Genomic DNA, 24,552 nt, shown 5'->3' with positions numbered 1-24,552 from the left:
TGAAATCCCTCCCTACAATATGTCCCGAATCTCCGATTCTCTTGTAAAAAAAACACTTTGTTAATCCGGAGGGATTAAAATCCCTCCCTACAATATAGCCCGAGTCTCCGACTCTCTTGTAAAAAACTTAGTGCCTCAGTCCCGAAGCTTCGGGATAGAACCTCAGAACCTTTAAAAAAAACCTCTGAGCCTTTACACCTTTGTCCCTTTGAACCTTTTTCAAAGAAACCTATCTTGTGAAAACCAAATGATTTCCTTTAGAAAGATTCGCATCAAATTGATATCCTTCATAATTGAAACCTTTTAAATCGTCAATCGTTTCAGCATTTGTATCGATGATATAACGAACCATCATTCCTCTTGCTTTTTTAGCGAAGAAACTGATCATTTTAAGTTTTCCATCTTTGTAATCTTTAAAATCCGGCGTAATTACAGGAACTTTTAAAGCTTTAACATCTACAGCCGAAAAATATTCATTACTTGCAAGATTCACAAACAATTCTCCTTTTGCCAATTCTTTATTTAATGCTTTAGTAACTGTTGGTTTCCAGAATTCGTGTAGATTTTTGGATTCTTCGACAGGTAATTTTGTTCCCATTTCAAGACGATACGCCTGCATTAAATCCAGAGGTTTCAAGATTCCGTAAAGTCCGGATAAAATTCGGAGTTTATTTTGCAACACTTCTAATTTTTCAACAGGAATTGTATAAGCGTCTAAACCAGTATAAACATCTCCATCAAAAGTATAAACTGCAGGACGTGCATTTTCTGGAGAAAAAGGTGTTTTCCATTCCTGATTTCTCTTCCAGTTTAAATCGGCTAATTTGTCCGAGATAGACATTAATTCAGATAATTCAGAAGGCTTTTTAGGTTTTAAAACTTTGTGAACCAAACGTGCTTCTTTTAAAAAAGCTGGTTCTGTATATTGAGTTGTTGGTAATTCTTTTTCGAAATTTAATGACTTCGCCGGCGATATAACAATTTTCATGTGTGCGTTTTTATAGAATTCAAAAATACAAATTGAATTTTTAAAAATAAGAGATCTAAATTGATTTGTTTTATGACGCTATAAATGTTTTTTTTGCCGCGAATTACACGAATTTTCACTAATTCCTTTTTTATATACAATCCAATTCGTGAAAATTCGTGCAATTCGTGGCAACATTTTTTATTTTGATAAAATTCTGCATAACAAATTGTGAATTTATTCAAAAAAGTCAACAATAGATTATAATAGGCATTTTCTATGTTGTAAATTTGCAGGCGTTTCATTCTCTTCAAGAATAGAAATGTATTATTTAAAATTAGTGAATTCGTGGCTATACAAACAAACTATAAAGCAGCTTTACAAAATAAAATCTTCGAAATTATTTCGCAGGCATCTCAAGAATTAAACGTTGACAGTTATGTAATTGGCGGTTTTGTTCGTGATTTGCTTTTAAACCGAGGTTCTAAAAAAGACATTGATGTTGTTGCAGTTGGTAGCGGGATCGAATTGGCTTTGAAAGTTTCTGAATTATTACCAAAGAAACCTAAAGTTCAGGTTTTCAAAACTTACGGAACAGCAATGTTGCGTTTTGAAGATACTGATATTGAATTTGTTGGTGCCCGAAAGGAATCTTATAATTTCGAAAGCAGAAACCCAATTGTTGAAAATGGAACTCTTGAAGACGATCAAAACCGTCGTGATTTTACCATCAATGCATTGGCATTATCGCTGAACGAAAAAACATTTGGAGAACTATCTGATCCTTTTGGCGGATTGACTGATCTTGAAAATAAAACCATCAAAACTCCTTTAGATCCAAGCATTACTTATTCTGATGATCCTTTGCGAATGCTTCGTGCGATTCGTTTTGCAAATCAATTAGGTTTTGAGATCGAGAAAAACTCTCTTGATGCGATTACCAAAAATGCAGATCGAATCAAGATCATTTCAGGTGAAAGAATTGTTGATGAATTAAACAAAATACTTTCTACAGATAAACCTTCTATCGGATTTTTACTTTTATATCAAACTGGACTTTTAGACATTATTTTACCTGAATTAACCGCTTTGAATCAGGTTGAAGAAATTGAAGGTCACACTCATAAAAACAACTTTTATCACACTTTAGAAGTTGTCGATAACATTTGTCCAAATACAGATGATGTTTGGCTACGTTGGTCGGCTTTGTTGCATGACATTGGAAAAGCGCCAACAAAACGTTTTAACAAAAAACAAGGCTGGACTTTTCACGGACATGAATTCCTGGGCGGAAAAATGGCGAAGAAAATATTCGAGCGTTTGCATATGCCTTTAAATCACAAAATGAAATTTGTGCAAAAAATGGTTGTGATGAGTTCTCGTCCAATTGTTTTGGCGCAGGATATTGTAACGGATAGTGCAGTTCGTCGTTTGGTTTTTGATGCTGGAGAAGATGTCGAAGATTTAATGACATTATGCGAAGCAGATATTACTACCAAAAACCCTTCGAAGTTTAAAAAGTATCATAAAAACTTTGAAATCGTTCGCAAGAAAATTGTTGAAGTCGAAGAACGCGATCATGTACGTAATTTTCAACCGCCAATTTCCGGTGAAGAAATTATGGAAATGTTTGATTTGAAACCTTCACGTGAAATTGGAGTTTTGAAAGAAGCGGTAAAAGAAGCCATTTTAGAAGGTGATATCCCGAATGAATATCAGGCTGCTTACGATTTTGTAATTAAAAAAGCTGAAAAGTTAAATTTAACGCTTAAAAAATAATGGATGTTTTAGGAGGGATTTTTTTATTTTTTCTTTTACTTATCATAGTAATAACAAATTTTATTTTTTTTAGAAAAATTAACAGAAATAACATCTGTCATTATAAATATAAAATCTTCTTTTTTTTAATCAGTATTGCTTCCATATGTGTAATAATGATTTTAGCTGCGCTCTTTCAAAATGTAGTCTTAATTGATTATTTTAAAATAACAACTGATATTGAAAGCTATCCATATAGAATAACTCTTATGACAATTATCTGGATTATCAATATTATAGCAAATTTTTCTTTATTAAAACTTTATATAAAAAGAAGAGAAAGAAAAAATAAAAACAAAACAAACGATATAGAATTAATTGGAATAGAATGAAAAAAGTGAATAAATCAGTAATCATTTGGTTACTATCAGGTTGTGTTTTATTATTTTTAATGGTTGTTGTTGGCGGAATTACCCGTTTGACTAATTCAGGTTTATCAATGACGGATTGGCATTTGGTAACAGATACTTTCCCGCCTCTTACAGATGCAAAATGGAATGAAGCTTTCGAACAATACAAGAAGTTTCCGGAGTATCAAAAAATCAATATTCACAATGACTTTCAATTAGCCGATTATAAATTTATTTATTTCTGGGAATGGTTTCACCGTTTTATCGGTCGCATCATTGGATTGGTTTTCTTTGTGCCTTTTGTTTACTTCTTAATCAGAAAAAAACTGGATCGTGATACTATCAAAAAATGTATCGTTCTATTGGCAATGGGAGCTTTTCAAGGTTTTCTAGGTTGGTTTATGGTTCGCAGCGGATTAATCGATAATCCAGATGTAAGCCACTTTAGACTTTCATTACACCTTACTTTTGCATTTATCACTTTTGCGTATACTTTATGGGTTGCATTAGATTTAATATATCCGGAACGCAGCATTACAAAAGTAATTCCGCTTCGTAATATTGCACGATTTGCATTAGTAGCTTTATTAATTCAGATTATTTATGGTGGTTTTGTTGCAGGTTTAAATGCTGGATTAATCCACAACCACTGGCCTTTAATGAGCGATGGACAATTTATACACGATTCTGTTTTTATCGAACAACCGACTTTGGTTAAAAATTTAATCGAAGGAAAAAGTGGCGTTCAGTTCGTACACAGAACTTTTGCTTATGTTGTTGTGGCATTTATTCTTTTCCTTTATTACCGAAGCACTAAATTTTCACTTACAAGAAATCAATCGCATGCTATAAAAACTCTGGTAGCTTTTGTTTTTATTCAATTTGCATTGGGAGTATTTACACTTTTATATAGTGTTCCGTTGGCTTTAGGATTAATTCACCAAATTATGGCTTTCTTCCTTTTGAGCGCAATGACATATACGTTACATCGATTGAGTAAATAATAAAAACTCTTGAAAATAAAAAAAATCCTTCAATTGAAGGATTTTTTTTATTTTTAACTATTTCAAACTTTTGATACTCTTCGTTGTGTCAACCGGATTAAAATCCGGCTCTACAATATAAATCGAGCCTTTGGCTCTTTAATGTTGCATTTTGTATTGAATTCTATACGAATGGTTTTATTTATATTCTCTGTAAAATCTATCCCAACCAGGCTTTAAAATCCTGTACTTTTTCTCGGCTTACAATAACCTCATCTTCTTTATAAGTTGGTAGAATAACTTTAAGACGAGAATTGGTATAAACTTGAATTTCTTTTATTGCCGATAGCGGAACAATATATTTTCTGCTTACGCGAAAGAAATCTTTCATGTCTAATTCCTGCTCCAGAACTTCTAAAGTCGAATCGATTAAATAGTTTCTATTGTCGAAAGTATGAATGTATGTTCCTTTATTTTCACTAAAAAAACATTCGATTTCTTCTGTTGTAATAACTTTTAGATGCTGTCCGATTTTAACCGTAAATCGCTTTTTAAAACTTTTCTCAAAAGGATTTGACAACATTCGGCGAATTTCTTCAAAATCAGCCTGAAGATTTTGTGTTTCTGAGTTTAATTTAGGGATTCGGGTTTTGAATTTTGTAACGGCAACTTCTAAATCATCTTCATCAATTGGTTTCAAAAGATAATCAATGCTGTTTAGTTTAAACGCTTTTAAAGCATATTCATCATAAGCCGTTGTAAAAATAATAGCGCTTTGAATGTCTATTTTTTCAAAAATCTCAAACGACAAACCATCTGATAACTGAATATCAAGGAAAATTAAATCGGGATGTTGGTTATTTGTAAACCAATGAATGGATTCTTCTACAGAATGCAACATTGTTTCTACAGCAATATCTAACTTTTCTAGTTTTCTCTGCAACAATCTTGCAGCTGGTTTTTCGTCTTCTATGATTAATGTCGTCATTTACTAAAATGCAAAAATTGAAAATTTAACCCAAATTTACTCCCATTTATTTTTATTCTGAGCCTCTTTCTCCATAATTTTTTGGATTTTCTTTTGCTCCCATTCATCATCAAAAAAGAAATCACGACCAAAAACAGAAAATGCATGAATGACTAAAGCTATTCCCCAATAAAATGCGGTTGAATAAATTTCCCAATCTCTGAAACCTCTCACTTCAAAATGATTTCCTATAAAACCAAAATGACCTCTATTCAAGTTTGAAATAATGATAATAATATTCACAATAAGATAAACCTTCAAATGCGAGTAAAATCCTTTAATTCTTTTTACTTTTCTGTAAGCTATATTATAACTTTCGTCTGTACTAAATTCATGTGCATATTCTTCGAACATGCGTCTTCTAAATCGTCCCATTTTACTTTGATTTAAAAAATTATTGCCATTTGTTTTGATTCTCTTTTTCTTTTTCCATCAATTCTTTGATTTTTCTTTCTTCCCAGTCTTTTCCCAAAACCGGAAATACTTCAAAAACTTTTAATCCATGAAAAACAACTCCAATTCCCCACCACAATAGTGGCCAGAAAAACCATAAATATTCTGGTGATGTCCACAAATTTATGATTATCAATATAATATTCACAATGATAAAAGAAGTCAGATTTCCGTAGAAACCTTTAATGTTCTCTACTTTCTTTTTTGCTATATAATATTTATCCTCTTCAGTAAATTTCACTTCCATGATTACTCCCATTTTTGTTTTTTCTCTTTTTTCTCCAAGATGCTTTTCAGCTTACGTTCTTCCCATTCTTCTCCAAAAATTTTAAAAGAAGCAAATATATCCACTGCAGATACCAGAAACGCAGTACTCCAAACTATCATTACCAAACTATTTAAATATCGGACTGGAAACACATTCAACGGAAGTCCGAAATAGTTTTTTAAAGTAAACAAAATCAATCCAATACTATAGAAAAAAGCATGAATATAAAATGATTTTAGTTTAACTACTTTTCTGCTAGCTATTTGTAGCAGTTCATTTTTTTTCGCGTCATTATCAAAATCTCTTTCCATAATTATTTCCAAATTTGTCTTTGACTTTCTATTTCTCTCTCCATGATCTTTTTTATTTTTTGTTGTTCCCATTCTCTATTAAAAAACGGAAAACAATCAAAAGCTTTCAATCCGTGCAAAGCAACTCCAATTCCCCACCCTAACAAAGAATACCAAAAATATAGGTAACCTGGTGAAGTCATTAGATTTACAACAATTACGATTGGATTACAAAGAAGATAAACCGTTAAATGCTGATAAAACTTTTTAATTTCTTCGACTTTTTTTTGAGCCTGATAATATCGTTCTGAATCTGAATAATTTGTTCCCATGATTATTTCCAGCTTTGTTTATTATTTTCTCTTTCCAAAATTTCTCTAATTTTTCGTTCTTCCCAATTTGAGCTGTATCCAAAAACTTTAAAAGCATGCATTACAACTCCAAATCCCCAGCCTAAAGCCGAAAACCAAAACCATTGAAATCCGGGAGAAAAGGTCAAATTCACGAAGATCAAACAAGGAATCACACAACAATATGAAATAACATTTGCATAAAATCCTTTTAATTCTTCTACTCTTTTTTTAGCTCTGAAATAAGCTTTATTTTCATCTGTATATTCTGCATTTTTTTCCATAACCGTAATTTGTTTGGTTAAAATTGGAATTTTAACTGTAAAAGTTTTTTCGTTTTGTTCAATCAAAACTTTTCTGTTGGTTACAATTCCGTATCGATTTACAATATTTTGTAATCCAACACCTTGTCTGTCTTGAAGAACTTCTTTCTTCTGAAAATCATTCTGAATTGCCAAATAATCTCCATCAACAAAAATTCGAATATGTAATGGTTTTTGCTCACTTACAACATTGTGTTTTACCGTATTTTCAAGCAAAAGCTGTAATGATAACGGAACTACTTTTGCATCCGGATTTATATTTGTTGTTGGCAATTCATAAAATAAACTATTCTCAAAACGCATTTTCAATAGATTCATATACGTTTTTGCGAATGACAATTCATCTTCAACAGAAACCAATTCTTTGTCTTTTTGCTCTAAAACGTAGCGATAAATTTTAGATAAAGAAGTAGTAAATCGTTGTGCATTATCTGGGTTTTCTTCGATTAAAGAACTTAAAACATTCAAGCTATTAAAAAGAAAATGCGGGTCAATTTGATTTTTTAAACTTTCGAATTTAGCATTTGCCGTTCCTGCGATAATCTTTTGTTGTGTTATTTCGAACTTAGAAGCTTGTTTCCATTTTACCATAAAGCTTCTCGCTTGCATGAAAGTCGAAACTCCTAACGAAAGAATAATATAAAAAAGATGTACCCAAAGCATTCTCGCTCCAAAAAACACATCGAGAGTTACATTTTGCAGGACAACAAAAATGAAATAGTTTATTCCTAAAACTACGGGAATCGTGTACAAAACAGTCACCAGGATTCCGTAGTAAACCCTAAGATTTGTTTGCTCGAGCCAATCCCATTTTTTATCTAAGAGCACATTGATGTATCCGTTTCCAAAACCAAGTCCAAAAGAATAAAGGCAGCTAACAAAAAAAGTAACAAGAACGTTTTTGATCGTTAAATCTTCTCCTAGAAGCGCTATAAATATTATAGCAAAAATCATAGAAATCTTAAACGAGACAATTGTTCCGCTTTTTAAACTCCCGTATACATATCTATGATCCTTCATTTGTTAATCTGCTTTAATTAATTTTATTTTTTGCAATTTTTTTGAGTTTCCAAAGCTCTTTCTAATCCCCATTTTGGAGAAAAAGGTGTTTCTGGTTTAAAAGTAGCAAAAAGTTCAATAGCTTTATCAACTTGTGCACAAAGTGGTTTTGTATCTACACCTGACCATTTTGCTCCTCCAATTTGATAATCAGCTTCTCCAAAAACAATTCGTGGATTATTTGGATCAATCGCTTTACCTTTCGCGTAAGCTTCCATCACTTTAGCCGAATATTTCATTCCGTTTGTCATTGGATCTGCAACAACCCAAGCCGTATAAATCAAAGCTTGCATGGCGTATAACTCTGCATTATTCTGATCTTTTATAAATTCAACATCCAAAGCGTCTTGTGCTTTTGTCAATAACAAATCGATTTTTGTTTTATCTTTTTCTGAAAACGCAGTCGTAGTATTTACCAATGCAACATAATAATTAGGTAAGTAACTTGTTTTTTCTGCCGCAGCAATTCTTTCAAATAATGCCGAAGCTTCTGTACTTTTTCCTTCTTTCCAAAGTCCGAAAGCTTTGGTCATTCCTTGTTCAAATTGTGTTTGTGCCGAGCTTATTCCTACTACAAATAATGCAATCAAAGTGATAATCTTTTTCATTTTATAAGTTATTTAAATGGTTAATTTGTTAGTTTTTATTTATAATGTTATTTCAATTTTTGAATCTTTATCGACAATAAATTTAGCATCTTTATACGAAGGAGGCCCCATAAATCCTTTAGCATTGTTTGACGCTGCATAAGCTTCAGAAGGTATTCCCATCGCATTTCGATCAAGTTTTCCGTTATTGTTTTCATCATGATAAGTTGAAATTGCATATTCTCCTGTCGGAAGATTATCAAACGTTACAACTACTTGGTTATTTTTAATTTCAGAAGTAAGGCTTTTATAAGTCGTTTTAAGAAATGTCCCGTCTGAGTTGTACAAACCTACTTTTACAATTCCTGTATCATTTTTTAAACCTGAAACAGCAACAGTTAATTTTACATTTTGAGCAGATAATAAACTGCAAATAAATAAGGTGATTATTGTAATAATTTTGGTCATGATTTCTGTTTTTAAAGTTTCTAAGTTACTAAGGTTCTGAGATGCTAAGCTTTTTTTGATTGATGATTAAAACTTTTTTTTAAGGTTCTAAGATTTTAAGGAGCTAAGTATCTAAGTTTTTTCTTAGCGTCTTAGAAGCTTAGCAACTTAGTCCCTTATTATTTATACTTCAAAAGTATGTTGGATTTTACTGTTTTAAAATTAAATGATACTGAGTTGTTGAATTTGATGACTGAATTGTTTTTTTTGAGGTTCTAAGGTTCTGAGTTGCTAAGGTTCTAAGCTTTTTTCTTAGTAACTCAGAACCTTAGCAACTTAGAGACTATAAGTTTTTCAATTGATTCTCATTTTTATTCTGGCTAATCGTCCAGAAGAAACCTACGAAAAAGAATCTGTCTGCGGTTGGTGTTACGGCTTGCCTGTTATAAACTCCGTTTGCATCCGGTAATTTTGCGTAATCATATCCGTAGATATTTTTTGTTCCTATTACATTCGAAACAGAGAAATACAAGATTTTTTGTGTTGTCAATAAATACGCCCAGTTAAAACTTAAACTATTATAACTTTTAGTTTTTCCACTCATAAACTGAGTTTGGTTTGGATCATTATAAGGTCTTCCTGTTGTAAAACTGTTCGTAAAACCAATTTGCGATTTCCAATCTGTAATGAAGTACTTTGTTACAATAGACAAACTGTGATTTGCAATGAAACTTGGTGTTGCCATCGTTGGAAAATTCTTGTATTGTCTTTGTGAATCGATATAAGAATACGAAATCCAATATTCTAAGTTTTTATACAAATTGCTGTCTCTCCAAAATAAATCAAGTCCTTTTGCATATCCTGATCCGTTATTATTGAAAACCGAATTGTATTGAATGTCTTTTGTATCGTATTGAACCAAATTGCTGTAATCTTTATAATAGGCTTCTGCTCTAAAAGTTTGTCCAGGTTTTGTAAACTGATAATTTAAAATATAATGTTGTGCTTTTTCACTTTCAAACTGGTGGTATTTAGAGTATTTAATATAATCAACAACCGGAGTCTGACTAAAATCTCCGTAAGCAAATGAAAACTGACTTGTTTTTGAAACTTTATAAGCAATAGAAGCTCTTGGCGCAAAATTGTTTTCATTTAACAAACTATTGTTCGAATACCTTAAACCTACTTTCATCGCTAATTTTTTAGAGAATAAAATATCTCCTTCGGTATAAAAAGCGGCAATATTAGAATCGTAACCATTTGCAACTTTAATCGAAATGTTATCATCGAAATTTTCATTGAATTTTGTGATAAAATAATCTGCTCCAAAAGATAATTTAAAATAGTTCGAAATGTTTTTTCTCAACTTCAACTTCAATTGCATTGCATTTTCGTTGCTATCAACATCATTTATATCATACTTGATTTTATTCTTGCTGTAACCATAACTAACTCCTGATGTAAGTTGCCATCCTGTTCCAAAATCTCCTTTGTAAGAAGCATTCAGGTAGAAATTATTATTGTTTAAATCAGTTCTGATTGGATTTACAAAATTTACATTTTTCTGATTCAAGTCAAATTTCTCTGAATCGAAAGCTGCATAAAGTTTAAAAATTCCTCTTTCGAAATGATATCTGTAAACTGCTTCTCCACCCAAAGATTGATAAGGATTATTCCAATCTACATTTTGCGGAATTGCAGCCTGATAAGGTGCAAGATTAATATAATTGGTATTAATACTAAAAGAGCTTTTTTTCCATTTTTGAGTATTTCCAACTCCTAAACCTACGGTCATTAAAGCAATATCTGTTTTATTTTGGTCCGGTTCGTCTTGTGTATTCAAAAGTAAAACACTTGATAAAGCTTCTCCATATTCAGCAGAATAACCTCCTGTTGAAAATGCAATTCCACTAAATAAGAAAGGTGAAAATCTACTTCTTGTTGGTAAATTATTGGTTGTTGCGCCATAAGGTTGTGCCACACGAAGTCCATCAACAAAGGTTTGCGTTTCGCTTGCTTCTCCTCCACGAACAAATAAACGTCCGTCCTCACCCACAGTTTGCGTTCCCGGCAAAGTTTGTAAGGCTGCAATAATATTTCCGGCAGAACCAGCAGTTGTAACAATATCTAATGGTTTTAAAACAGAAACTCTGGCTTTGTCTCCGGATTCTAATGTTCCTGCGGTAATAACTACGGCATCAAGAGCGTTTACATTTTCTCTTAATTTAACAGTTTGATTTTTGTAATTGGCAACATCAATTTCTGTTTTGAAAGTTTCATAAAGTAAAAAACTAACCACTATTGTTTGATTTCCTGTTGTAGTGGTTTCAAAAGAAAAATCTCCGTTTTCAGAACTTGTAGCTCCGTCATAAGTTCCGTCCAGATAGATATTTGCTCCCGGAACCGGTTTTCCTTTTTGATCTACAACTTTTCCAGAAATGACATTCTGAGCAAAAATAAAAGACGTTAAAAGTAAAAAAATAATTGTAAAAAGTAATTTGGTTTTCATAACATTTGGTTTTGATGAGGCAAATGTATTTTAACAATCTAAGTTAAAAAATATTAAATAACCCAATTGTAGAATTTCGAGGATGAGTTGTAAAATACTTATTTGTATCTTAGCTAACATGTTTCTAAAAACTATTAACTATGTCAGAAAGTAAAAGAGTTTCAAATTTATATCAATCCATTTACAATGGAAATCCGTGGCTTGAAGTTACTTTAGCAGATACTTTAAAAGATGTTACTGCAGCTCAGGCTTATAAAAAAGTCAATCCGAATTTAAATACTATTTGGGAAATTGTCAATCACCTAATTCAATGGAGAAGAAATATATTAAGACGTGTTCAGGGAGAAATCATTACAACTCCTGATCATAATTATTTTGTACCAATTTTAGATTCGTCTGAACCTGCATGGGAACAATCGCTGCAAAGTCTGGCAAAATCACAGGAATTATGGAGCGCTTGTCTGAGTGATTTTAATGATGCTGATTTTGAAAAAATAGACCAAAATAATAATCATAATTTTTATGAAGATATCCACGGAATCATTCAGCATGATGTTTATCATCTAGGACAGATTGTTATTTTGAAGAAGTTATTATAAAAGATAAAATCCCGCTTCTGCTTAGATTTTGTCATTTCGACGAAGGAGACCCGAGCGATAGCGAACAGACGAAGTAAATCTTCGCAAGAAACTCGACAAAGATTGGCGACAATATTGAACACGGATGACGCGGATTCGCTTTGCGAAAACGCAGATTTACACGGATTTTACTCGCATTTTTGTCATTTCGACGAAGGAGAAATCTCAACGAGAAGCTCGACAAAGATTGGCGATTCTGATTATGGAGTTTCTTACGGAGATTCCTCCTTCGTCGGAATGACAAAACTGGTAGTTATTTTTAAATAGGAACCATCTTTTTTATATAAATATTCACATGAAAAAATCAATACTATTACTCGCTTTTTTATTGATAAGTCTTCTAGGATTTTCTCAGGAAACTGAAGTGAAATTCGACGAAAATCTGGCAAAATCATTACACGCTGACGAATATGGAATGAAGAAATATGTGTTTTGTCTTTTGAAATCGGGAACAAATACAACGGCATCTAAAGAAGAAACTAAGAAATTATTTGAAGGTCATATGGCCAACATTGGAAAATTAGCCAAAGAAGGAAAACTTGTCGTGGCCGGACCTTTTATGAAAAATGACAGAAATTATAGAGGAATCTATATTTTTAATGTTGAAACTATTGAAGAAGCACAAGCTCTAGTTGCCACAGATCCTGCAATACAGGCGAAATTACTCGAAGCCGAATTAACACCTTGGTATTCATCTGCAGCTTTGCAGGAAACTTTAAAAATACATGAAAAAATTGCCAAGACTAAAATGTAAATGCTTTATATAATGACAGAAAAAGAAAAAATGATCTCAGGAGAATATTATGTTGCAGGAGATCCTGTTTTAGTAAAAGACCGCCGAAAAGCTAAAAATCTACTCCATCGTTTAAACGTTGTAGAATATCGTTTGACGAAAAAAGCAAAAGAAATTCTAGCCGAATTAATCCCAAATGTTGGTAAGGGTTTTTATATCGAACCTCCGTTTCATTGCGATTATGGTTATAACATAACTTGTGGTGATAATGTTTATTTTAATGTAAATTGTGTTGTTCTGGATTGTGCTCCTGTAAATATTGGCTCAAACGTATTTATTGCACCAAATGTTCAAATTTATACCGCTTCTCATCCGCTTGACGCCGAATTAAGAAAAACACTCGAGAATGCTTATCCGGTTACAATTGGCGACGATTGCTGGATTGGCGGAAATTCTGTAATTTGCCCCGGCGTAACGATAGGAAAAGGATGTGTTATTGGTGCCGGATCTGTGGTTACAAAAGACATTCCGGACAATTCATTAGCTGTTGGAAATCCAGCGAAAGTAATTAGAAAATTAAACCAAGAACCTGAATCAAATTCATAATGCTTACTTTAAATAAAGTTCACCATATTGCCATTTTATGCTCCGATTATCAAAAATCTAAAACTTTCTATACAGAAGTTTTAGGTTTAACAATTATCAGAGAAATTTATCGCGAAGAACGTCAATCGTACAAACTTGATTTAGCATTAAACGGCACTTATGTAGTCGAATTATTCTCGTTTCCAAATCCGCCAAAAAGACCTTCAAGACCTGAAGCTGTTGGATTGCGTCATTTGGCTTTTGAAGTCATAAATTTAGAAGAAACTATCGCTTTTTTGGATACGAAAAACATCGAATCAGAACCTATAAGAATCGATGAAACCACTGAAAAACGATTCACTTTTATTGCCGATCCTGATTTGTTGCCAATAGAGTTTTATGAGAGATAGGGGGTAAAGGTTCAGAGTTACAAAGGTTCAAAGGGACAAAGGTTTTCTCACTTTATGTCATTTCGATAAAAGGAGAAATCACAAACATGCTTTTATATTATTATTTTAATAAAACTTTGCAACTTTGTCTCTTTGAACCTAAAATAAGCGACATTCAAAGAAAAACACACTGAAAGAATTTTCCTGTTTTTATCAGTTTTAACACATTATATTGCGTTTTTTCTATTAAAAACCGAATTTGATTCTTAATTTTGTAATCCGCATAAAAAAAGTGCGATCACTTCTGATGAACAAAACGGCGCAAATCAAAAAAAATCATCAATTTATCAAATTCCGAAAATTAGTTATTGTATCTATTTTAATTGGCTTCCTTTCTGCCTTTCTCGGAATTTCACTAAAAAAAATCACAGAATACTACGAAGAAATCTTTTTTCATGAAGTTACTGTACATCCATTATTGTATATTCTCTTCCCTGTTTTTGGATTATCTGTAATTTATTTTTTAAGACATTATCTTTTTAAGAAAAAAGAAAACAAAGGAATTAAAGAGGTTTTTGAAAGTACAAAATCGACTTCAAAAAATTTACCTTCTTATAAAATTCCATCTCACTTTATAAACGGATTAATAACGGTTGCTTTTGGAGGTTCTACCGGAATTGAGGTTTCTACCGTTGTAGCTTCTGCAACAATTGGTTCTGTAGCACAGCAAAAAGAAAACATCTTCAGACAATACAAAACCGAATTAATTTGTGCGGGAGTTGCTGCCGGGGTTACGGCTTTATTCAGCAGTCCAATTGCCGGAGTTTTGTTTGCTCTTGAAGTTATTTCTCGAAAAGTAACGCGAGCTTTTATTATTTCAAATGTAATCGCTGTTTCAATTGCCTTTGGTTTACTTTCTATTTTAAAAGAAGAACCATTGTTTACAGTATCTATTACAACCTGGCATTTAAAAGCAATTCCGTATTTTATTCTTTTAGGAATTTTAGCCGGAATGAACTCGGTTTACTTAACAAGATGTGTATTATTTTTCAAATCTCAATTCGGAAAAATTGACACTCATTATTACAAAATACTAATTGGTTCAGTAGTTTTGAGCGTTTCTTTATTCGTTTTTCCACAACTATACGGAGAAGGATATCACGCTATAAAAGGAATCTTTGGCAACACAAGTAAAATTCCGTTAACACTTACTTTAGCATTAACTTTTATTGGAATTTTGATTTTAAAACCAATTGTAACTTCGGTAACACTGGCTTCTGGGGGCGATGGCGGCGTTTTTGCTCCAAGTCTTTTTATTGGCGCATTTTTAGGTTTATTGCTGGCATCCGTTTTAAATAGCTTTTTCCATGTAAATGTAATTCCGGTTAATTTTATGATTATTGGAATGGCTGCAGTATTAAGTGCCAGTATTCATGCGCCTTTTACAGCCATATTCCTGGTTTGTGGACTAACAAATGATTACACTTTATTTTTACCAATTTTAGTAGTTTGTTTAATTTCTAAATATACCGCGAAAATGATTTATCCTTATACCGTATATAGTTATTCTCCAAGCTTAATTAAATAACATTTTAAACACTTCTTCAAGTAAAATACCACATTACATTATGCCCACTCCTAAAATTAAAAGAAGCTACCGCAAAACACGATATATTCTTTATAAAGAAACTTTAATAGACTCTAAAGAACATTTTTGGTCGTTTATAGGTTCGTTTGTTGGAATTGGAATTCTCGCTTATGTACAGTCCATTCATTTTTCAGGAAATGACGCGGTGTATTTAATTGGTTCTTTTGGAGCTTCGAGTGTATTAGTTTATGGAATTATCCAAAGTCCGTTTTCGCAACCAAGAAATTTAGTTGGTGGACACGTAATTTCTGCTTTTATAGGGGTTACAGTTCATAAACTTGCACCGGATATTATATGGATCGCGGCGCCATTAGCAGTTTCGTTTGCTATAATTGCTATGCAAATCACAAAAACACTTCACCCGCCGGGAGGCGCAACGGCATTAATTGCGGTTATTGGCACAGAAAAAGTAAAAGCTCTAGGATATTTGTATGTGATATCACCGGTTTTAGTGGGGACTTTGATTTTACTTCTTACTGCTTTAATTTTTAATAATATGACTTCAACCAGAAGTTATCCTAGTCATAGTACTTATCATAAACGTTATCATAAGATTAGAAAAAGATTGATTGGGAGGTGATTTTGCCTTGTCATTGCGAGGAACGAAGCAATCTCACTTGCTGAATCATTTTGCATTTCTTTCTAGTGTGGTTGCTTCGTTCCTCGCAATGACAAACTAGCCGAAAAGTTTGTTAATTAGACAACGACTCCTCTCATCCCGATAAATAAAAATCTTTTCAACAAATCGTAAATCACAATTCGTATTTCGTTTTTTATATTTTACCTTTGACCTTTCAATAAAAACAAAGATTATGGTTTATAAATTTAGAGTAATTCTAGACGCCGAAGAAGATATTTTTAGAGACATTGCTATTCTTGAAGACGATACTCTTGAGGATTTACACAATGCTATCTTCAACGCTTTTGGTTTTGACGGAATGGAAGTAGCTTCGTTTTATACCTGCGATGAAACTTGGAATCAGGAAGATGAAATTCCACTTTTTGATACTGGCGATGTTCCCGGTGAGCAACGAACTATGGGCGATTATCCATTGTCTTCTATCCTGGATAAAGAAAATACCAAAATCATCTACGTGTACGATTTCATTAATATGTGGACTTTCTTAGTTGAACTTGCCGCTATTGAAGATCAAATTGCAGGAGCTCCTTACCCTGAAACTTTATTCTCACACGGAGAAATGCCTGATGAAGCATTAGAAAAAAACTTCGAAGCAGATGATATGCACAATGACATTTACGGAGAATTTGAAGACGACTTAGACGAAGACGATCTTGACATGTTCGAAGGAGACGATAGCTTTGAAGATTATGGATTTGAGGAGAACTGGAATTAATTTTTTGAGGTTCTTAGGTTCTGAGTTGCTAAGGTTCTAAGTTTTTATTTTGAAGGATTTATCTTATTTTTTTTTATTAATTTTATCAGATTAAATAAAAATAAAAATGAGTGATTTTCGAAAACTTTTAATCTGGCAGAAATCAATGAGCTTGATTACTAAAATCTATTTTTCAACAAACAAATTTCCAAAAGAAGAAATCTTCGGATTAACGTCACAGATAAGACGTAGTTCCGTTTCAATTTCAAGCAATATTGCTGAAGGTTCCGGACGAGAAAGTGACAAAGATTTTTTACGCTTTTTAAATATTTCAGTAGGTTCTTTATTTGAAATGCAGACTCAATTAGAAATTGCAAAAAATATAACCTATCTTAACGAACAAGAATTTAATAATTTATATGAGGACAGTCGAGAAGTAGAGAGAATGTTAGTTTCATTTATAAAGAAAATTAAAGATAGAAACTAAAACCTCAGAACCTTAGCAACTCAGAACCTCAGCACCTTTAAATATGATCAACCTTTTCAACACCCACATCGAGACGCTTGCGATACACCGCGTAGGAAATAAAAGCAGGAACGAAGCGATTTTTTTATCAGAACAACCATTTAATCTAAATGATGAAATTGTGCCTTTGATAAAAGAATACTTTTTTAAGCCTTTTAGAGAGAAAGAAGAAAACTATTATCAGTTTGCGCACGAAGTCGATTTGGATTATAACGACATGTTTAAATATGCTACTGAGATTTTTAATAATCCGGGCAATTTACAGGAGGTTTCAAAAAGAATCACGACACATTTATTCGAGCAATCAAATCATCCGCACATTAAAAACGGAGAGGTTTATGTAACTTATTTAACAAATCTAAGTATTGACAATAATGTTGTTGACGCAATCGGGATTTTTAAAAGTGAGTTACAAGCTGACTTTTTACAATTTGAAGAGAAAAACAGTAATCTTGAAATGATCTTGCAACAAGGTATCAACCTAAGCAAATTAGATAAAGGCTGTTTGATTTTTAACTACAAAAAAGAAGAAGGATACAAAATTCTAACTGTAGATAGCAACCGTTATGACGCGCGTTATTGGTTAGAGCACTTTTTATCAGTTGATGCTTTTGAAGATGAAAACTTCATCACTAAAAAATACTTGAAATTCTGTCAAAACTTTGCTAAAGATGTTGTTTTACCTGCAGAAGACAAAAAAGAAGAAGTAATGTTCATGAACCGTTCTGTGAATTATTTCGCTAAAAACGATCAGTTTGAAGAGCAAAATTTCCTGAATGAAGTATTAGACAATCCAGACTTAATTCCTGAATTCAAAAACTATAAAGTTGATAAAGGAGAAAAATACAGCATCGAAGATGTAACCTCATTCCCTATTGCCAACGCAGCAGTTTCTGACGCAAGAAAATCGATTAAAAACGTTATTAATCTAGATACTCATATTCAGATTAAAATGGATTTTATCAATCCTGAAAGCGCAGAAAAATTTGTTGAAAAAGGCTGGGATGAAGAAAAACAAATGTATTACTACTTAGTTTATTTCAATAAAGAAGAAAAAAGCTAAGAGTTATTCATTTTCTATTACTTACTTAAAACAAAAAACGGCAACTACATTTATTTGTAATTGCCGTTTTTTTATTGCTCTAAAATCTTAGAACTTTAATCTAAAAAATCAATTTCAAACCCTTTTCTCAAAATAGACAATCAAAATCTTTCATTTTTTTCAATTTCCTTTTCATTAATTTATAGGTATTTAGCTATATTTTTAAAATTAATAATTTAAAAATATAAGAATAAACTTATTTTGTAAGATTATTATGCTTTAATTTGCGACAATTATTATCGTAATTATCTATAAATAAAATGAAAAAACAATTATTAATTATCGGCGGAGGATTCGCAGGTTTTTGGAGTGCTTTAAGCGCTATTAGACAAAGTCGTGAATTACAAAAGGAAAATGAACTTGAGGTGACTTTAGTGAATATGGATGAATATCTAACGATTCGTCCAAGATTATATGAAGTTTCATTAGAAGGGTTAAGAGTTGAATTAAAAAAATATTTCAAGCCATTAAATATTAAATTCATCATTGGTAAAGCAGAAATTATCGATCCGGAACAAAATCTCGTAACGGTTGCGACAAATCATGGTTCAAGAATTTTGAACTACGATTACCTAATTTTATCTTCGGGAAGTGTTTTAAAAGCGATAAACATTCCGGGAATCGAAAACACTTTTAATGTCGACACATTCAATGGCGCTCAAAGACTTGAAGATCATTTATCGCAATTAGCAAGTAAAAAATTTGATGGCGATGGCGCTACAACTTTTGTCGTTGCCGGAAGCGGATTAACAGGCCTTGAAGTAGTGACTGTTATTAAAGAAAAAGCCTTGAAAATATTAAGGGAACAGGATCAGAAACCAATTGATTTTAAAGTAGTACTTATCGAAAAAGCTGATAAAGTAGGAAACTATTATTCAGCTGAAGCGCAGGATTACGTTATAAAAACATTAGAATCGAAAGACGTTACTATTGCAACAGGAGTTTCATTGGCTGGCGTGACTTCCAATGGAGCAACCCTAAGTGATGGTACATTTATTCCTTCGCAAACAGTTATTTCGACTGTTGGATTAGTTGCAAGTTCGCTTTGTAATTTCTTTAAAGGAGAAAAAGATAAACTGGGACGTCTTCATGTAAATAAATATCTTCAGTTAGAAGAATATGACAATGTAATCGCAGCTGGAGATGTTGCTAATATTCCTATTGATGATGAAGGTAATAATTCGCTTATGGCTTGTCAATTCTCCATGTTCTTAGGAAAATGGGCTGGACATAATGCTGTAAACAGCTTGTTTTCGCAACCTTTAAAACCTTACAATTACACAGATTATGTAACGTGTGTAGATTTAGGTCAGGAAGATGGTATGCTAACAACCGGATGGGAACGCACATTAGCTTTTAGCGGAATTGAAGGAAAGAATATAAAAATGGAAGTTACTACAAAGCTAATTTATCCTGCAGAAGACGTTGAAACTGCACTGAAAGATTCTTTTCCTGAGGTTCCAAATGTTAGCCAAAACGCTGTTTAAAATTATAAACTTCATAAAACTAACTAAATCATTACTATGTCAACTTTAGGAAAAAATGTAGAATATGCGATACATTCTTTGGTGTATTTGATTGACAATCCAAAAGAAAATAAAATAACTGTAAAGGATTTGGCGAATTTTCAGAATATATCCGAAACTTATCTAGCCAAAGCTTTTACTAAATTAAAAAAAGCAGGAATTGTGAAATCAAATATTGGAGTAAAAGGTGGATATACACTTTCCAAATTACCTGATGAAATCACATTTTTAGATATTGTTCTTGCTGTTGAAGGAGAAATTTCGTTTTTTGAATGCAACAACATCAGAGACAACTGTGTATTGGTAGATAAAAAAAATCTTCCCTGGAAAGAAAACAATTATTGCGCCATACATTTGGTAATGATCGAGGCGGAAAACAAGATAAAAGAGACTTTAAAAGAGAAAAATCTTCAATGGGTTTATGATACTATTCGTAAACAATATGGACAAGAAATGATTGATAAAACCCAAGATTGGTTTAAATTAAATGTTTTTGACAGTAAATAAAAAAACTCATCATTAGCATAAAAGTCTCAAAAACCAAAATCCCATTCGCATAAATATGAATGGGATTTTTTATATTCTTTTCTTAATTAGCAATTTAGAGTACTGAAAACATTGCTTTTACAATATCATCGTAGACTTGTTTGTCTCTTTCTCCGGTTCTTGCCAAAACTCTGATTCCGGAGTAATTATTAAAAATAAATCGTGCTAAAACTTTCGCATCAAGCGTTTTTGAAATATGACCTGACTCCTGCCCTTTCTGAACGGCTTTTGTAAAAACTTCTTCCATTATCTGGCTGTTATTTTTTACAATTTTGGCAATTTCTTCATCATGCATTGCCAATTCCACCGAAGAATTTACCATAAAACATCCTTTTGTAATTCGATCTTCAAGGCTTTCTATAACAGCTTGTTTAAAAATATCACGCAAAGTCTCTTTTATATTTTCCGATTCATCAAAAAGTTTTACGATTTGATCCTGGGCATTTTTCTGATAACGTTGTAAAGACTGAGCAAAAAGTTTCTGCTTATCGCCAAAAGTATCATACAAACTCGAACGGCTTAAACCTAAATGTGTTACTAAATCCTGAGCCGAAGTTCCGTTATAACCTTTATGCCAAAAAATTTCTATTGCTTTATCCAAAGCCTGATCTTCATTAAATTCTTTCGTTCTAGCCATGATTTCTAAATTCTGTTAACTTTACAAAGGTACAAAAACGGAACAATCGTTCCTGAATTTTAGCAAAAAAAATTAAACTACAGCATTAACAGTTAATCCACCATCAATTACAATTTCTGCTCCAGTTATAAATGATGCGTCATCTGAAGCAAGGAAACTAACTGTTTTTGCAATTTCTGAAGCTTGTCCAAAACGTTTCAATGGAATTTTGTCTCCTAAAACTGCTCCAAAACCTTCTACTTCTTCTTTTTCTAAACCTAATTTTCCATAAAGCGGAGTTTCAACAGGTCCGGGAGAAACGGCGTTTACTCTAATTTTTCTTGGAGCTAATTCTGTTGCAAATACTTTGTTTAAAGATAATACTGCTGCTTTACTTGCGGCATAAACACTAGAATTTGGCATACCAACATGAGCATTAATTGAAGTATTGAAGATTATAGAACCTCCATCATTTAAGATTGGTAATACTTTTTGAACTGTAAAATAAACTCCTTTTACATTCACATTCATAATACTATCGTAATGATCTTCTGAAGCTAAATCTACCGGAGCAAAAGCTGCAATTCCTGCGTTTAAGAATAAAATATCAACTTTCCCGAATTGTGCTTTTACTTGTTCTACTAAACTATCAATAGATTTTAAATCTGATTGATCTGCAACAATTCCGGTTACATTCAATTCTTTTTCGGCTTTAGCCAAAGCTTCTTTGTTTCTTCCTGTTACAATTACTTTTGCACCTTTTGCTACTAAATCAGCTGCAGCTGCGTAACCAATTCCACTATTTCCACCAGTTACAATTGCTACTTTGTTTTCTAAATTTTTCATTTTGTTTATTTATTAAGTTATTGATTATTCAATTATTATGGTACAAAGATATAATAACGGAACGATCGTTCCGTTATTGTTAATGTTAAAATTTAGTTAAATTAAAAATTCACTTTCAAACCTTCCTATTTACAAGGGTTTATATCTATACTATCATAAAGGAAACAAATAATAAATTGGCTAACATTCTTAATATTTGCTTAATTTTGCATCTCTAAACTATACACAGATGGATATTCATTTATACAACGAAAGTCCTTTCAAAACTATCATATCATTTCATAAGCTAATTGAATCATTTGAAGAAATTGCTTTATCAGATGTTGATTACAGAGCAAACTACGCCAAAGCCATACTGGAGCAAATAAAACCTTTTCCTGAATTAAGAACAGGTATTAAGGAATATTCTACTATTAAGGATAATGAAGCTTTAATTAAAAATCTATTGGCGGATTTGTTTCCTACTGCTTTAACGCACAATGAAATAAAAGCAATTACAATTCCTTTTCAGAATTTATCTTTCAATTATACAGAACGTTTCAAAAAGATTCTGAGCAATGCAGGATCTGAATTTGATATGGAAATTCGTGATTTTGACGATCACCAATTCTATATCAATAACTGTTGTTTAATTTTAGGCGTTTATTACAAACAAAAAATAGATTTCAACAAACCCTTTTTCTACGATATTCCGGATGAAAACGGTGTTGAAAAACATTATCGCATCTTGTACAATGCTGACTTCATGGAAATTATTCCAACAGAAAATTCGGTACATTTAACTCAGGAAGATATTGATTTGTTAATGGACAATTACGGCGATATTGAACTTTGGAAATCTAAATTCCCAAAAGGAAGCTGGACTTTGAAAGGTTTCGGAATTGTTTCTTTGTTTGATGCTACTACAGAAAGTGCCATTTCGAACTTAAAAAGTAATTTACTAAAACCGGATTCAAAAGGTGGTCCAACGAACGAAATTGTATCTAGCATTTTTAAATCTATTTTTAAAATTCCGGATTTAAAAGTTGGTTTCATTGTCTATAATCCTGAAGAAGAAAAATTCATCAGACCTATAAAATTTGATACTCAATTGCAAAGTTTTCTACTTTCAAAAGATCAGGAATTAGATTGTAAGAATGCTTTTTTTGGATGTACATTCGAAAAATTATTAGACAATAAAGAACCTTTGGTAATTTCTAATGTTCAAAAATTCATTGAAGAAGGAGCAAACAAGAAACTTGGAGAACATTTATTGAAACAAGGCGTTCACAGTTGCGTTTTTGCTCCGGTTATAAAAGACGGACATTTATTGGGCGTTGTAGAATTAGTTTCTCCGCACGCCAGAGATTTAAATACGGTAAACGCAACAAAACTCGAATTGGTTCTTCCGTATTTGACAGACACGATTGATCGCTACAATACTGATATGCAACATCAGATTGAAGCGATTATACAAAGAGAATACACGACGATTCACCCAAGTGTATATTGGAAATTTAAAAAAGAATCTCAAAATTATTTTCAGAACATAAATCATACGAAAGATTATATTTTTAAGGAAATTGTCTTCAAAAATGTATATCCGTTATATGGACAAATTGATATTAAAAGTTCGTCTGAACACAGAAACGAAACGGTTAAACGAGATCTTAAAAATCAATTATCTGCTATTTTAGAGATTTTTGAATCTCTGGATCCTAATACTAATTTGGTATTATTGGAACAAAGAAAGTTTGAATTGGAATCGTTTCGCGAGGAATTAGATTTTCCGCTTAAAGCTGATACTGAACAACATATTCAGCGTTATATCGAAGAAGAAATTCATCCGCTTTTGAAAAACACGAAAGAAACGGAGAAAAGCGAAAAACTGGAACGTGAGTATTTTGAAAGTCTGGACGAAAAAACGGGTTTGTTTTATAAGGAAAGAAAGAAGTTTGATAATGCAATGTCTATTATCAATAAAAAACTAGCTTCGGTTCTGGATAAAAAACAAATTGAGGCACAACAGATTTATCCGCATTATTACGAGCGTTTCAAAACTGATGGCGTTGAGCATAATCTCTATATTGGTGCGTCTATTGCGCCAACAAAACCGTTTGACATTATGTATTTGCACAATTTACGTTTGTGGCAATTGCAGACTTTATGCGAAATGGAACTGGAACATCATCAGCTAAAAGAATCTCTTCCGTATGAATTGGATGTGACTTCTTTGATTTTAGTTTTTAGTGCGCCGCTTTCTATTCGTTTTAGAATGGATGAAAAACGTTTTGATGTTGACGGAACTTACAATGCCAGATATGAAGTGGTAAAAAAACGTATCGATAAATCGAATATTAAAGGCACAAAAGATCGTATTACAGAGAAAGAAAAAATCACGATTGTGTATTCTCAAAATAGTGAAGAAGCAGAATATTTAAAATATATCAAATACTTGCAGCACAAGAAAATACTGGAACCTGCGATCGAACAATTTGAGGTTGAAGATCTTCAGGGAGTTTCTGGTTTGAGAGCGATTCGTGTAAAAGTTATCAATAATACGGCTAATCCGGCGGCGAAGAAAATTACCTATCAGGATTTACTAGATGAGCTCAACTAATAGTTGAGCTTATTTTTTTATATTCATGTCCTA

At 32.3% G+C, this 24,552-nt stretch carries 27 protein-coding genes; 15 read left to right on the top strand and 12 right to left on the bottom strand.

Going from position 1 to position 24,552, the window contains the following annotated elements:
• Nucleotides 1-229: 229 nt before the first annotated feature.
• Nucleotides 230-988: a peroxide stress protein YaaA gene (gene yaaA / locus C8C83_RS15440; RefSeq protein WP_121329321.1), complete on the bottom strand. Its 759-nt coding sequence runs from the start codon at nucleotides 986-988 to the stop codon at nucleotides 230-232.
• 327 nt (nucleotides 989-1,315) lie between these two features.
• Here yaaA and C8C83_RS15435 point away from each other — a divergent pair, with 327 nt between their 5' ends.
• From C8C83_RS15435 to C8C83_RS15425, 3 genes are read left to right on the top strand one after another with little or no spacing between them, the layout of a single operon-like run.
• Nucleotides 1,316-2,746 carry an HD domain-containing protein gene (locus C8C83_RS15435; RefSeq protein ID WP_165877242.1) on the top strand — a complete coding sequence of 477 codons (1,431 nt, stop codon included), beginning with the start codon at nucleotides 1,316-1,318 and terminating at the stop codon, nucleotides 2,744-2,746.
• Nucleotides 2,746-3,117: a hypothetical protein gene (locus C8C83_RS15430; protein ID WP_121329319.1), complete on the top strand. Its 372-nt coding sequence runs from the start codon at nucleotides 2,746-2,748 to the stop codon at nucleotides 3,115-3,117. Before C8C83_RS15435 ends, C8C83_RS15430 begins: the two co-directional genes overlap by 1 nt.
• On the top strand, nucleotides 3,114-4,139 hold the full coding sequence (locus C8C83_RS15425; protein ID WP_121329318.1) for a COX15/CtaA family protein: 1,026 nt from the start codon (nucleotides 3,114-3,116) through the stop codon (nucleotides 4,137-4,139). Before C8C83_RS15430 ends, C8C83_RS15425 begins: the two co-directional genes overlap by 4 nt.
• 199 nt (nucleotides 4,140-4,338) lie before the next feature.
• Here the strand turns inward: C8C83_RS15425 and C8C83_RS15420 are convergent, their stop codons facing one another.
• The 9 genes from C8C83_RS15420 to C8C83_RS15380 all read right to left on the bottom strand — a co-directional run bounded on the left by C8C83_RS15420 (nucleotide 4,339) and on the right by C8C83_RS15380 (nucleotide 11,431).
• The gene (locus tag C8C83_RS15420) at nucleotides 4,339-5,106 is read right to left on the bottom strand and encodes a LytTR family DNA-binding domain-containing protein (RefSeq protein WP_121329317.1); all 768 of its coding nucleotides are present in this window, start codon (nucleotides 5,104-5,106) and stop codon (nucleotides 4,339-4,341) included.
• Nucleotides 5,107-5,142: 36 nt separating this feature from the next.
• Entirely contained in the window at nucleotides 5,143-5,520 is a 378-nt protein-coding gene (locus C8C83_RS15415) for a 2TM domain-containing protein (protein ID WP_121329316.1), read from the bottom strand.
• Nucleotides 5,521-5,539: 19 nt separating this feature from the next.
• Nucleotides 5,540-5,845, bottom strand: coding sequence for a 2TM domain-containing protein (locus C8C83_RS15410; RefSeq protein ID WP_233566093.1), 306 nt, complete (start codon nucleotides 5,843-5,845; stop codon nucleotides 5,540-5,542).
• 2 nt (nucleotides 5,846-5,847) lie between these two features.
• The gene (locus C8C83_RS15405) at nucleotides 5,848-6,249 is read right to left on the bottom strand and encodes a 2TM domain-containing protein (protein ID WP_233566092.1); all 402 of its coding nucleotides are present in this window, start codon (nucleotides 6,247-6,249) and stop codon (nucleotides 5,848-5,850) included.
• Nucleotides 6,180-6,488, bottom strand: coding sequence for a 2TM domain-containing protein (locus C8C83_RS15400; protein WP_121329313.1), 309 nt, complete (start codon nucleotides 6,486-6,488; stop codon nucleotides 6,180-6,182). The genes C8C83_RS15405 and C8C83_RS15400 overlap by 70 nt, the downstream gene beginning before the upstream one ends.
• A gap of 2 nt (nucleotides 6,489-6,490) precedes the next feature.
• A complete protein-coding gene (locus C8C83_RS15395; RefSeq protein ID WP_121329312.1) occupies nucleotides 6,491-7,849 on the bottom strand; it encodes a histidine kinase in 1,359 nt (452 codons plus the stop codon).
• A 23-nt stretch (nucleotides 7,850-7,872) separates the two neighbouring features.
• Nucleotides 7,873-8,496 carry a hypothetical protein gene (locus C8C83_RS15390; protein WP_121329311.1) on the bottom strand — a complete coding sequence of 208 codons (624 nt, stop codon included), beginning with the start codon at nucleotides 8,494-8,496 and terminating at the stop codon, nucleotides 7,873-7,875.
• A 39-nt stretch (nucleotides 8,497-8,535) separates the two neighbouring features.
• Entirely contained in the window at nucleotides 8,536-8,943 is a 408-nt protein-coding gene (locus tag C8C83_RS15385; RefSeq protein ID WP_121329310.1) for a DUF2141 domain-containing protein, read from the bottom strand.
• A gap of 322 nt (nucleotides 8,944-9,265) precedes the next feature.
• A complete protein-coding gene (locus tag C8C83_RS15380; RefSeq protein ID WP_121329309.1) occupies nucleotides 9,266-11,431 on the bottom strand; it encodes a TonB-dependent receptor in 2,166 nt (721 codons plus the stop codon).
• A 140-nt stretch (nucleotides 11,432-11,571) separates the two neighbouring features.
• On the opposite strand from C8C83_RS15380, the gene C8C83_RS15375 reads away from it, so the two are divergent.
• The 11 genes from C8C83_RS15375 (at nucleotide 11,572) to C8C83_RS15325 (ending at nucleotide 20,419) form a co-directional block, all read left to right on the top strand.
• Entirely contained in the window at nucleotides 11,572-12,030 is a 459-nt protein-coding gene (locus C8C83_RS15375; RefSeq protein ID WP_121329308.1) for a DinB family protein, read from the top strand.
• A gap of 334 nt (nucleotides 12,031-12,364) precedes the next feature.
• On the top strand, nucleotides 12,365-12,823 hold the full coding sequence (locus tag C8C83_RS15370) for a YciI family protein (protein ID WP_132011804.1): 459 nt from the start codon (nucleotides 12,365-12,367) through the stop codon (nucleotides 12,821-12,823).
• Between the two features lie 9 nt (nucleotides 12,824-12,832).
• A complete protein-coding gene (locus C8C83_RS15365; protein WP_121330065.1) occupies nucleotides 12,833-13,408 on the top strand; it encodes a sugar O-acetyltransferase in 576 nt (191 codons plus the stop codon).
• Nucleotides 13,408-13,797 carry a VOC family protein gene (locus C8C83_RS15360; RefSeq protein ID WP_121329306.1) on the top strand — a complete coding sequence of 130 codons (390 nt, stop codon included), beginning with the start codon at nucleotides 13,408-13,410 and terminating at the stop codon, nucleotides 13,795-13,797. Before C8C83_RS15365 ends, C8C83_RS15360 begins: the two co-directional genes overlap by 1 nt.
• A gap of 286 nt (nucleotides 13,798-14,083) precedes the next feature.
• A complete protein-coding gene (locus tag C8C83_RS15355) occupies nucleotides 14,084-15,364 on the top strand; it encodes a chloride channel protein (protein ID WP_121329305.1) in 1,281 nt (426 codons plus the stop codon).
• 40 nt (nucleotides 15,365-15,404) lie between these two features.
• Nucleotides 15,405-16,004: an HPP family protein gene (locus C8C83_RS15350; RefSeq protein WP_121329304.1), complete on the top strand. Its 600-nt coding sequence runs from the start codon at nucleotides 15,405-15,407 to the stop codon at nucleotides 16,002-16,004.
• A gap of 232 nt (nucleotides 16,005-16,236) precedes the next feature.
• Nucleotides 16,237-16,779, top strand: a complete 543-nt coding sequence (locus C8C83_RS15345; protein ID WP_121329303.1) for a hypothetical protein — start codon at nucleotides 16,237-16,239, stop codon at nucleotides 16,777-16,779.
• A gap of 106 nt (nucleotides 16,780-16,885) precedes the next feature.
• Nucleotides 16,886-17,245 (top strand): four helix bundle protein, encoded by a 360-nt coding sequence (locus tag C8C83_RS15340; protein WP_121329302.1) that lies wholly within the window; start codon nucleotides 16,886-16,888, stop codon nucleotides 17,243-17,245.
• 43 nt (nucleotides 17,246-17,288) lie between these two features.
• The gene (locus C8C83_RS15335; protein ID WP_099709076.1) at nucleotides 17,289-18,347 is read left to right on the top strand and encodes a nucleoid-associated protein; all 1,059 of its coding nucleotides are present in this window, start codon (nucleotides 17,289-17,291) and stop codon (nucleotides 18,345-18,347) included.
• Nucleotides 18,348-18,646: 299 nt separating this feature from the next.
• The gene (locus C8C83_RS15330) at nucleotides 18,647-19,873 is read left to right on the top strand and encodes an FAD-dependent oxidoreductase (protein WP_121329301.1); all 1,227 of its coding nucleotides are present in this window, start codon (nucleotides 18,647-18,649) and stop codon (nucleotides 19,871-19,873) included.
• Between the two features lie 36 nt (nucleotides 19,874-19,909).
• On the top strand, nucleotides 19,910-20,419 hold the full coding sequence (locus C8C83_RS15325) for an Rrf2 family transcriptional regulator (protein ID WP_121329300.1): 510 nt from the start codon (nucleotides 19,910-19,912) through the stop codon (nucleotides 20,417-20,419).
• 94 nt (nucleotides 20,420-20,513) lie between these two features.
• Here the strand turns inward: C8C83_RS15325 and C8C83_RS15320 are convergent, their stop codons facing one another.
• Nucleotides 20,514-21,095: a TetR/AcrR family transcriptional regulator gene (locus tag C8C83_RS15320; protein ID WP_121329299.1), complete on the bottom strand. Its 582-nt coding sequence runs from the start codon at nucleotides 21,093-21,095 to the stop codon at nucleotides 20,514-20,516.
• Between the two features lie 72 nt (nucleotides 21,096-21,167).
• Entirely contained in the window at nucleotides 21,168-21,920 is a 753-nt protein-coding gene (locus C8C83_RS15315; RefSeq protein WP_121329298.1) for a glucose 1-dehydrogenase, read from the bottom strand.
• A gap of 229 nt (nucleotides 21,921-22,149) precedes the next feature.
• On the opposite strand from C8C83_RS15315, the gene C8C83_RS15310 reads away from it, so the two are divergent.
• A complete protein-coding gene (locus C8C83_RS15310; RefSeq protein ID WP_121329297.1) occupies nucleotides 22,150-24,519 on the top strand; it encodes a GAF domain-containing protein in 2,370 nt (789 codons plus the stop codon).
• Nucleotides 24,520-24,552: the final 33 nt, after the last annotated feature.

Origin of the sequence: Flavobacterium sp. 90, from assembly GCF_004339525.1 — a bacterium.
In the GTDB taxonomy this organism is placed as follows: domain Bacteria; phylum Bacteroidota; class Bacteroidia; order Flavobacteriales; family Flavobacteriaceae; genus Flavobacterium.
This window is presented reverse-complemented; position numbering and strand designations above follow the sequence as displayed.

Bases quoted from the DNA above. Each gene is read 5' to 3' on its own strand.
- yaaA (WP_121329321.1), bottom strand. From the start codon at position 988: ATGAAAATTGTTATATCGCCGGCGAAGTCATTAAATTTCGAAAAAGAA.
- C8C83_RS15430 (WP_121329319.1), top strand. From the start codon at position 2,746: ATGGATGTTTTAGGAGGGATTTTTTTATTTTTTCTTTTACTTATCATA.
- C8C83_RS15425 (WP_121329318.1), top strand. From the start codon at position 3,114: ATGAAAAAAGTGAATAAATCAGTAATCATTTGGTTACTATCAGGTTGT.
- C8C83_RS15420 (WP_121329317.1), bottom strand. From the start codon at position 5,106: ATGACGACATTAATCATAGAAGACGAAAAACCAGCTGCAAGATTGTTG.
- C8C83_RS15415 (WP_121329316.1), bottom strand. From the start codon at position 5,520: ATGGGACGATTTAGAAGACGCATGTTCGAAGAATATGCACATGAATTT.
- C8C83_RS15410 (WP_233566093.1), bottom strand. From the start codon at position 5,845: ATGGAAGTGAAATTTACTGAAGAGGATAAATATTATATAGCAAAAAAG.
- C8C83_RS15405 (WP_233566092.1), bottom strand. From the start codon at position 6,249: ATGGGAACAACAAAAAATAAAAAAGATCATGGAGAGAGAAATAGAAAG.
- C8C83_RS15400 (WP_121329313.1), bottom strand. From the start codon at position 6,488: ATGGGAACAAATTATTCAGATTCAGAACGATATTATCAGGCTCAAAAA.
- C8C83_RS15395 (WP_121329312.1), bottom strand. From the start codon at position 7,849: ATGAAGGATCATAGATATGTATACGGGAGTTTAAAAAGCGGAACAATT.
- C8C83_RS15390 (WP_121329311.1), bottom strand. From the start codon at position 8,496: ATGAAAAAGATTATCACTTTGATTGCATTATTTGTAGTAGGAATAAGC.
- C8C83_RS15385 (WP_121329310.1), bottom strand. From the start codon at position 8,943: ATGACCAAAATTATTACAATAATCACCTTATTTATTTGCAGTTTATTA.
- C8C83_RS15380 (WP_121329309.1), bottom strand. From the start codon at position 11,431: ATGAAAACCAAATTACTTTTTACAATTATTTTTTTACTTTTAACGTCT.
- C8C83_RS15375 (WP_121329308.1), top strand. From the start codon at position 11,572: ATGTCAGAAAGTAAAAGAGTTTCAAATTTATATCAATCCATTTACAAT.
- C8C83_RS15370 (WP_132011804.1), top strand. From the start codon at position 12,365: ATGAAAAAATCAATACTATTACTCGCTTTTTTATTGATAAGTCTTCTA.
- C8C83_RS15360 (WP_121329306.1), top strand. From the start codon at position 13,408: ATGCTTACTTTAAATAAAGTTCACCATATTGCCATTTTATGCTCCGAT.
- C8C83_RS15355 (WP_121329305.1), top strand. From the start codon at position 14,084: ATGAACAAAACGGCGCAAATCAAAAAAAATCATCAATTTATCAAATTC.
- C8C83_RS15350 (WP_121329304.1), top strand. From the start codon at position 15,405: ATGCCCACTCCTAAAATTAAAAGAAGCTACCGCAAAACACGATATATT.
- C8C83_RS15345 (WP_121329303.1), top strand. From the start codon at position 16,237: ATGGTTTATAAATTTAGAGTAATTCTAGACGCCGAAGAAGATATTTTT.
- C8C83_RS15340 (WP_121329302.1), top strand. From the start codon at position 16,886: ATGAGTGATTTTCGAAAACTTTTAATCTGGCAGAAATCAATGAGCTTG.
- C8C83_RS15335 (WP_099709076.1), top strand. From the start codon at position 17,289: ATGATCAACCTTTTCAACACCCACATCGAGACGCTTGCGATACACCGC.
- C8C83_RS15330 (WP_121329301.1), top strand. From the start codon at position 18,647: ATGAAAAAACAATTATTAATTATCGGCGGAGGATTCGCAGGTTTTTGG.
- C8C83_RS15325 (WP_121329300.1), top strand. From the start codon at position 19,910: ATGTCAACTTTAGGAAAAAATGTAGAATATGCGATACATTCTTTGGTG.
- C8C83_RS15320 (WP_121329299.1), bottom strand. From the start codon at position 21,095: ATGGCTAGAACGAAAGAATTTAATGAAGATCAGGCTTTGGATAAAGCA.
- C8C83_RS15315 (WP_121329298.1), bottom strand. From the start codon at position 21,920: ATGAAAAATTTAGAAAACAAAGTAGCAATTGTAACTGGTGGAAATAGT.
- C8C83_RS15310 (WP_121329297.1), top strand. From the start codon at position 22,150: ATGGATATTCATTTATACAACGAAAGTCCTTTCAAAACTATCATATCA.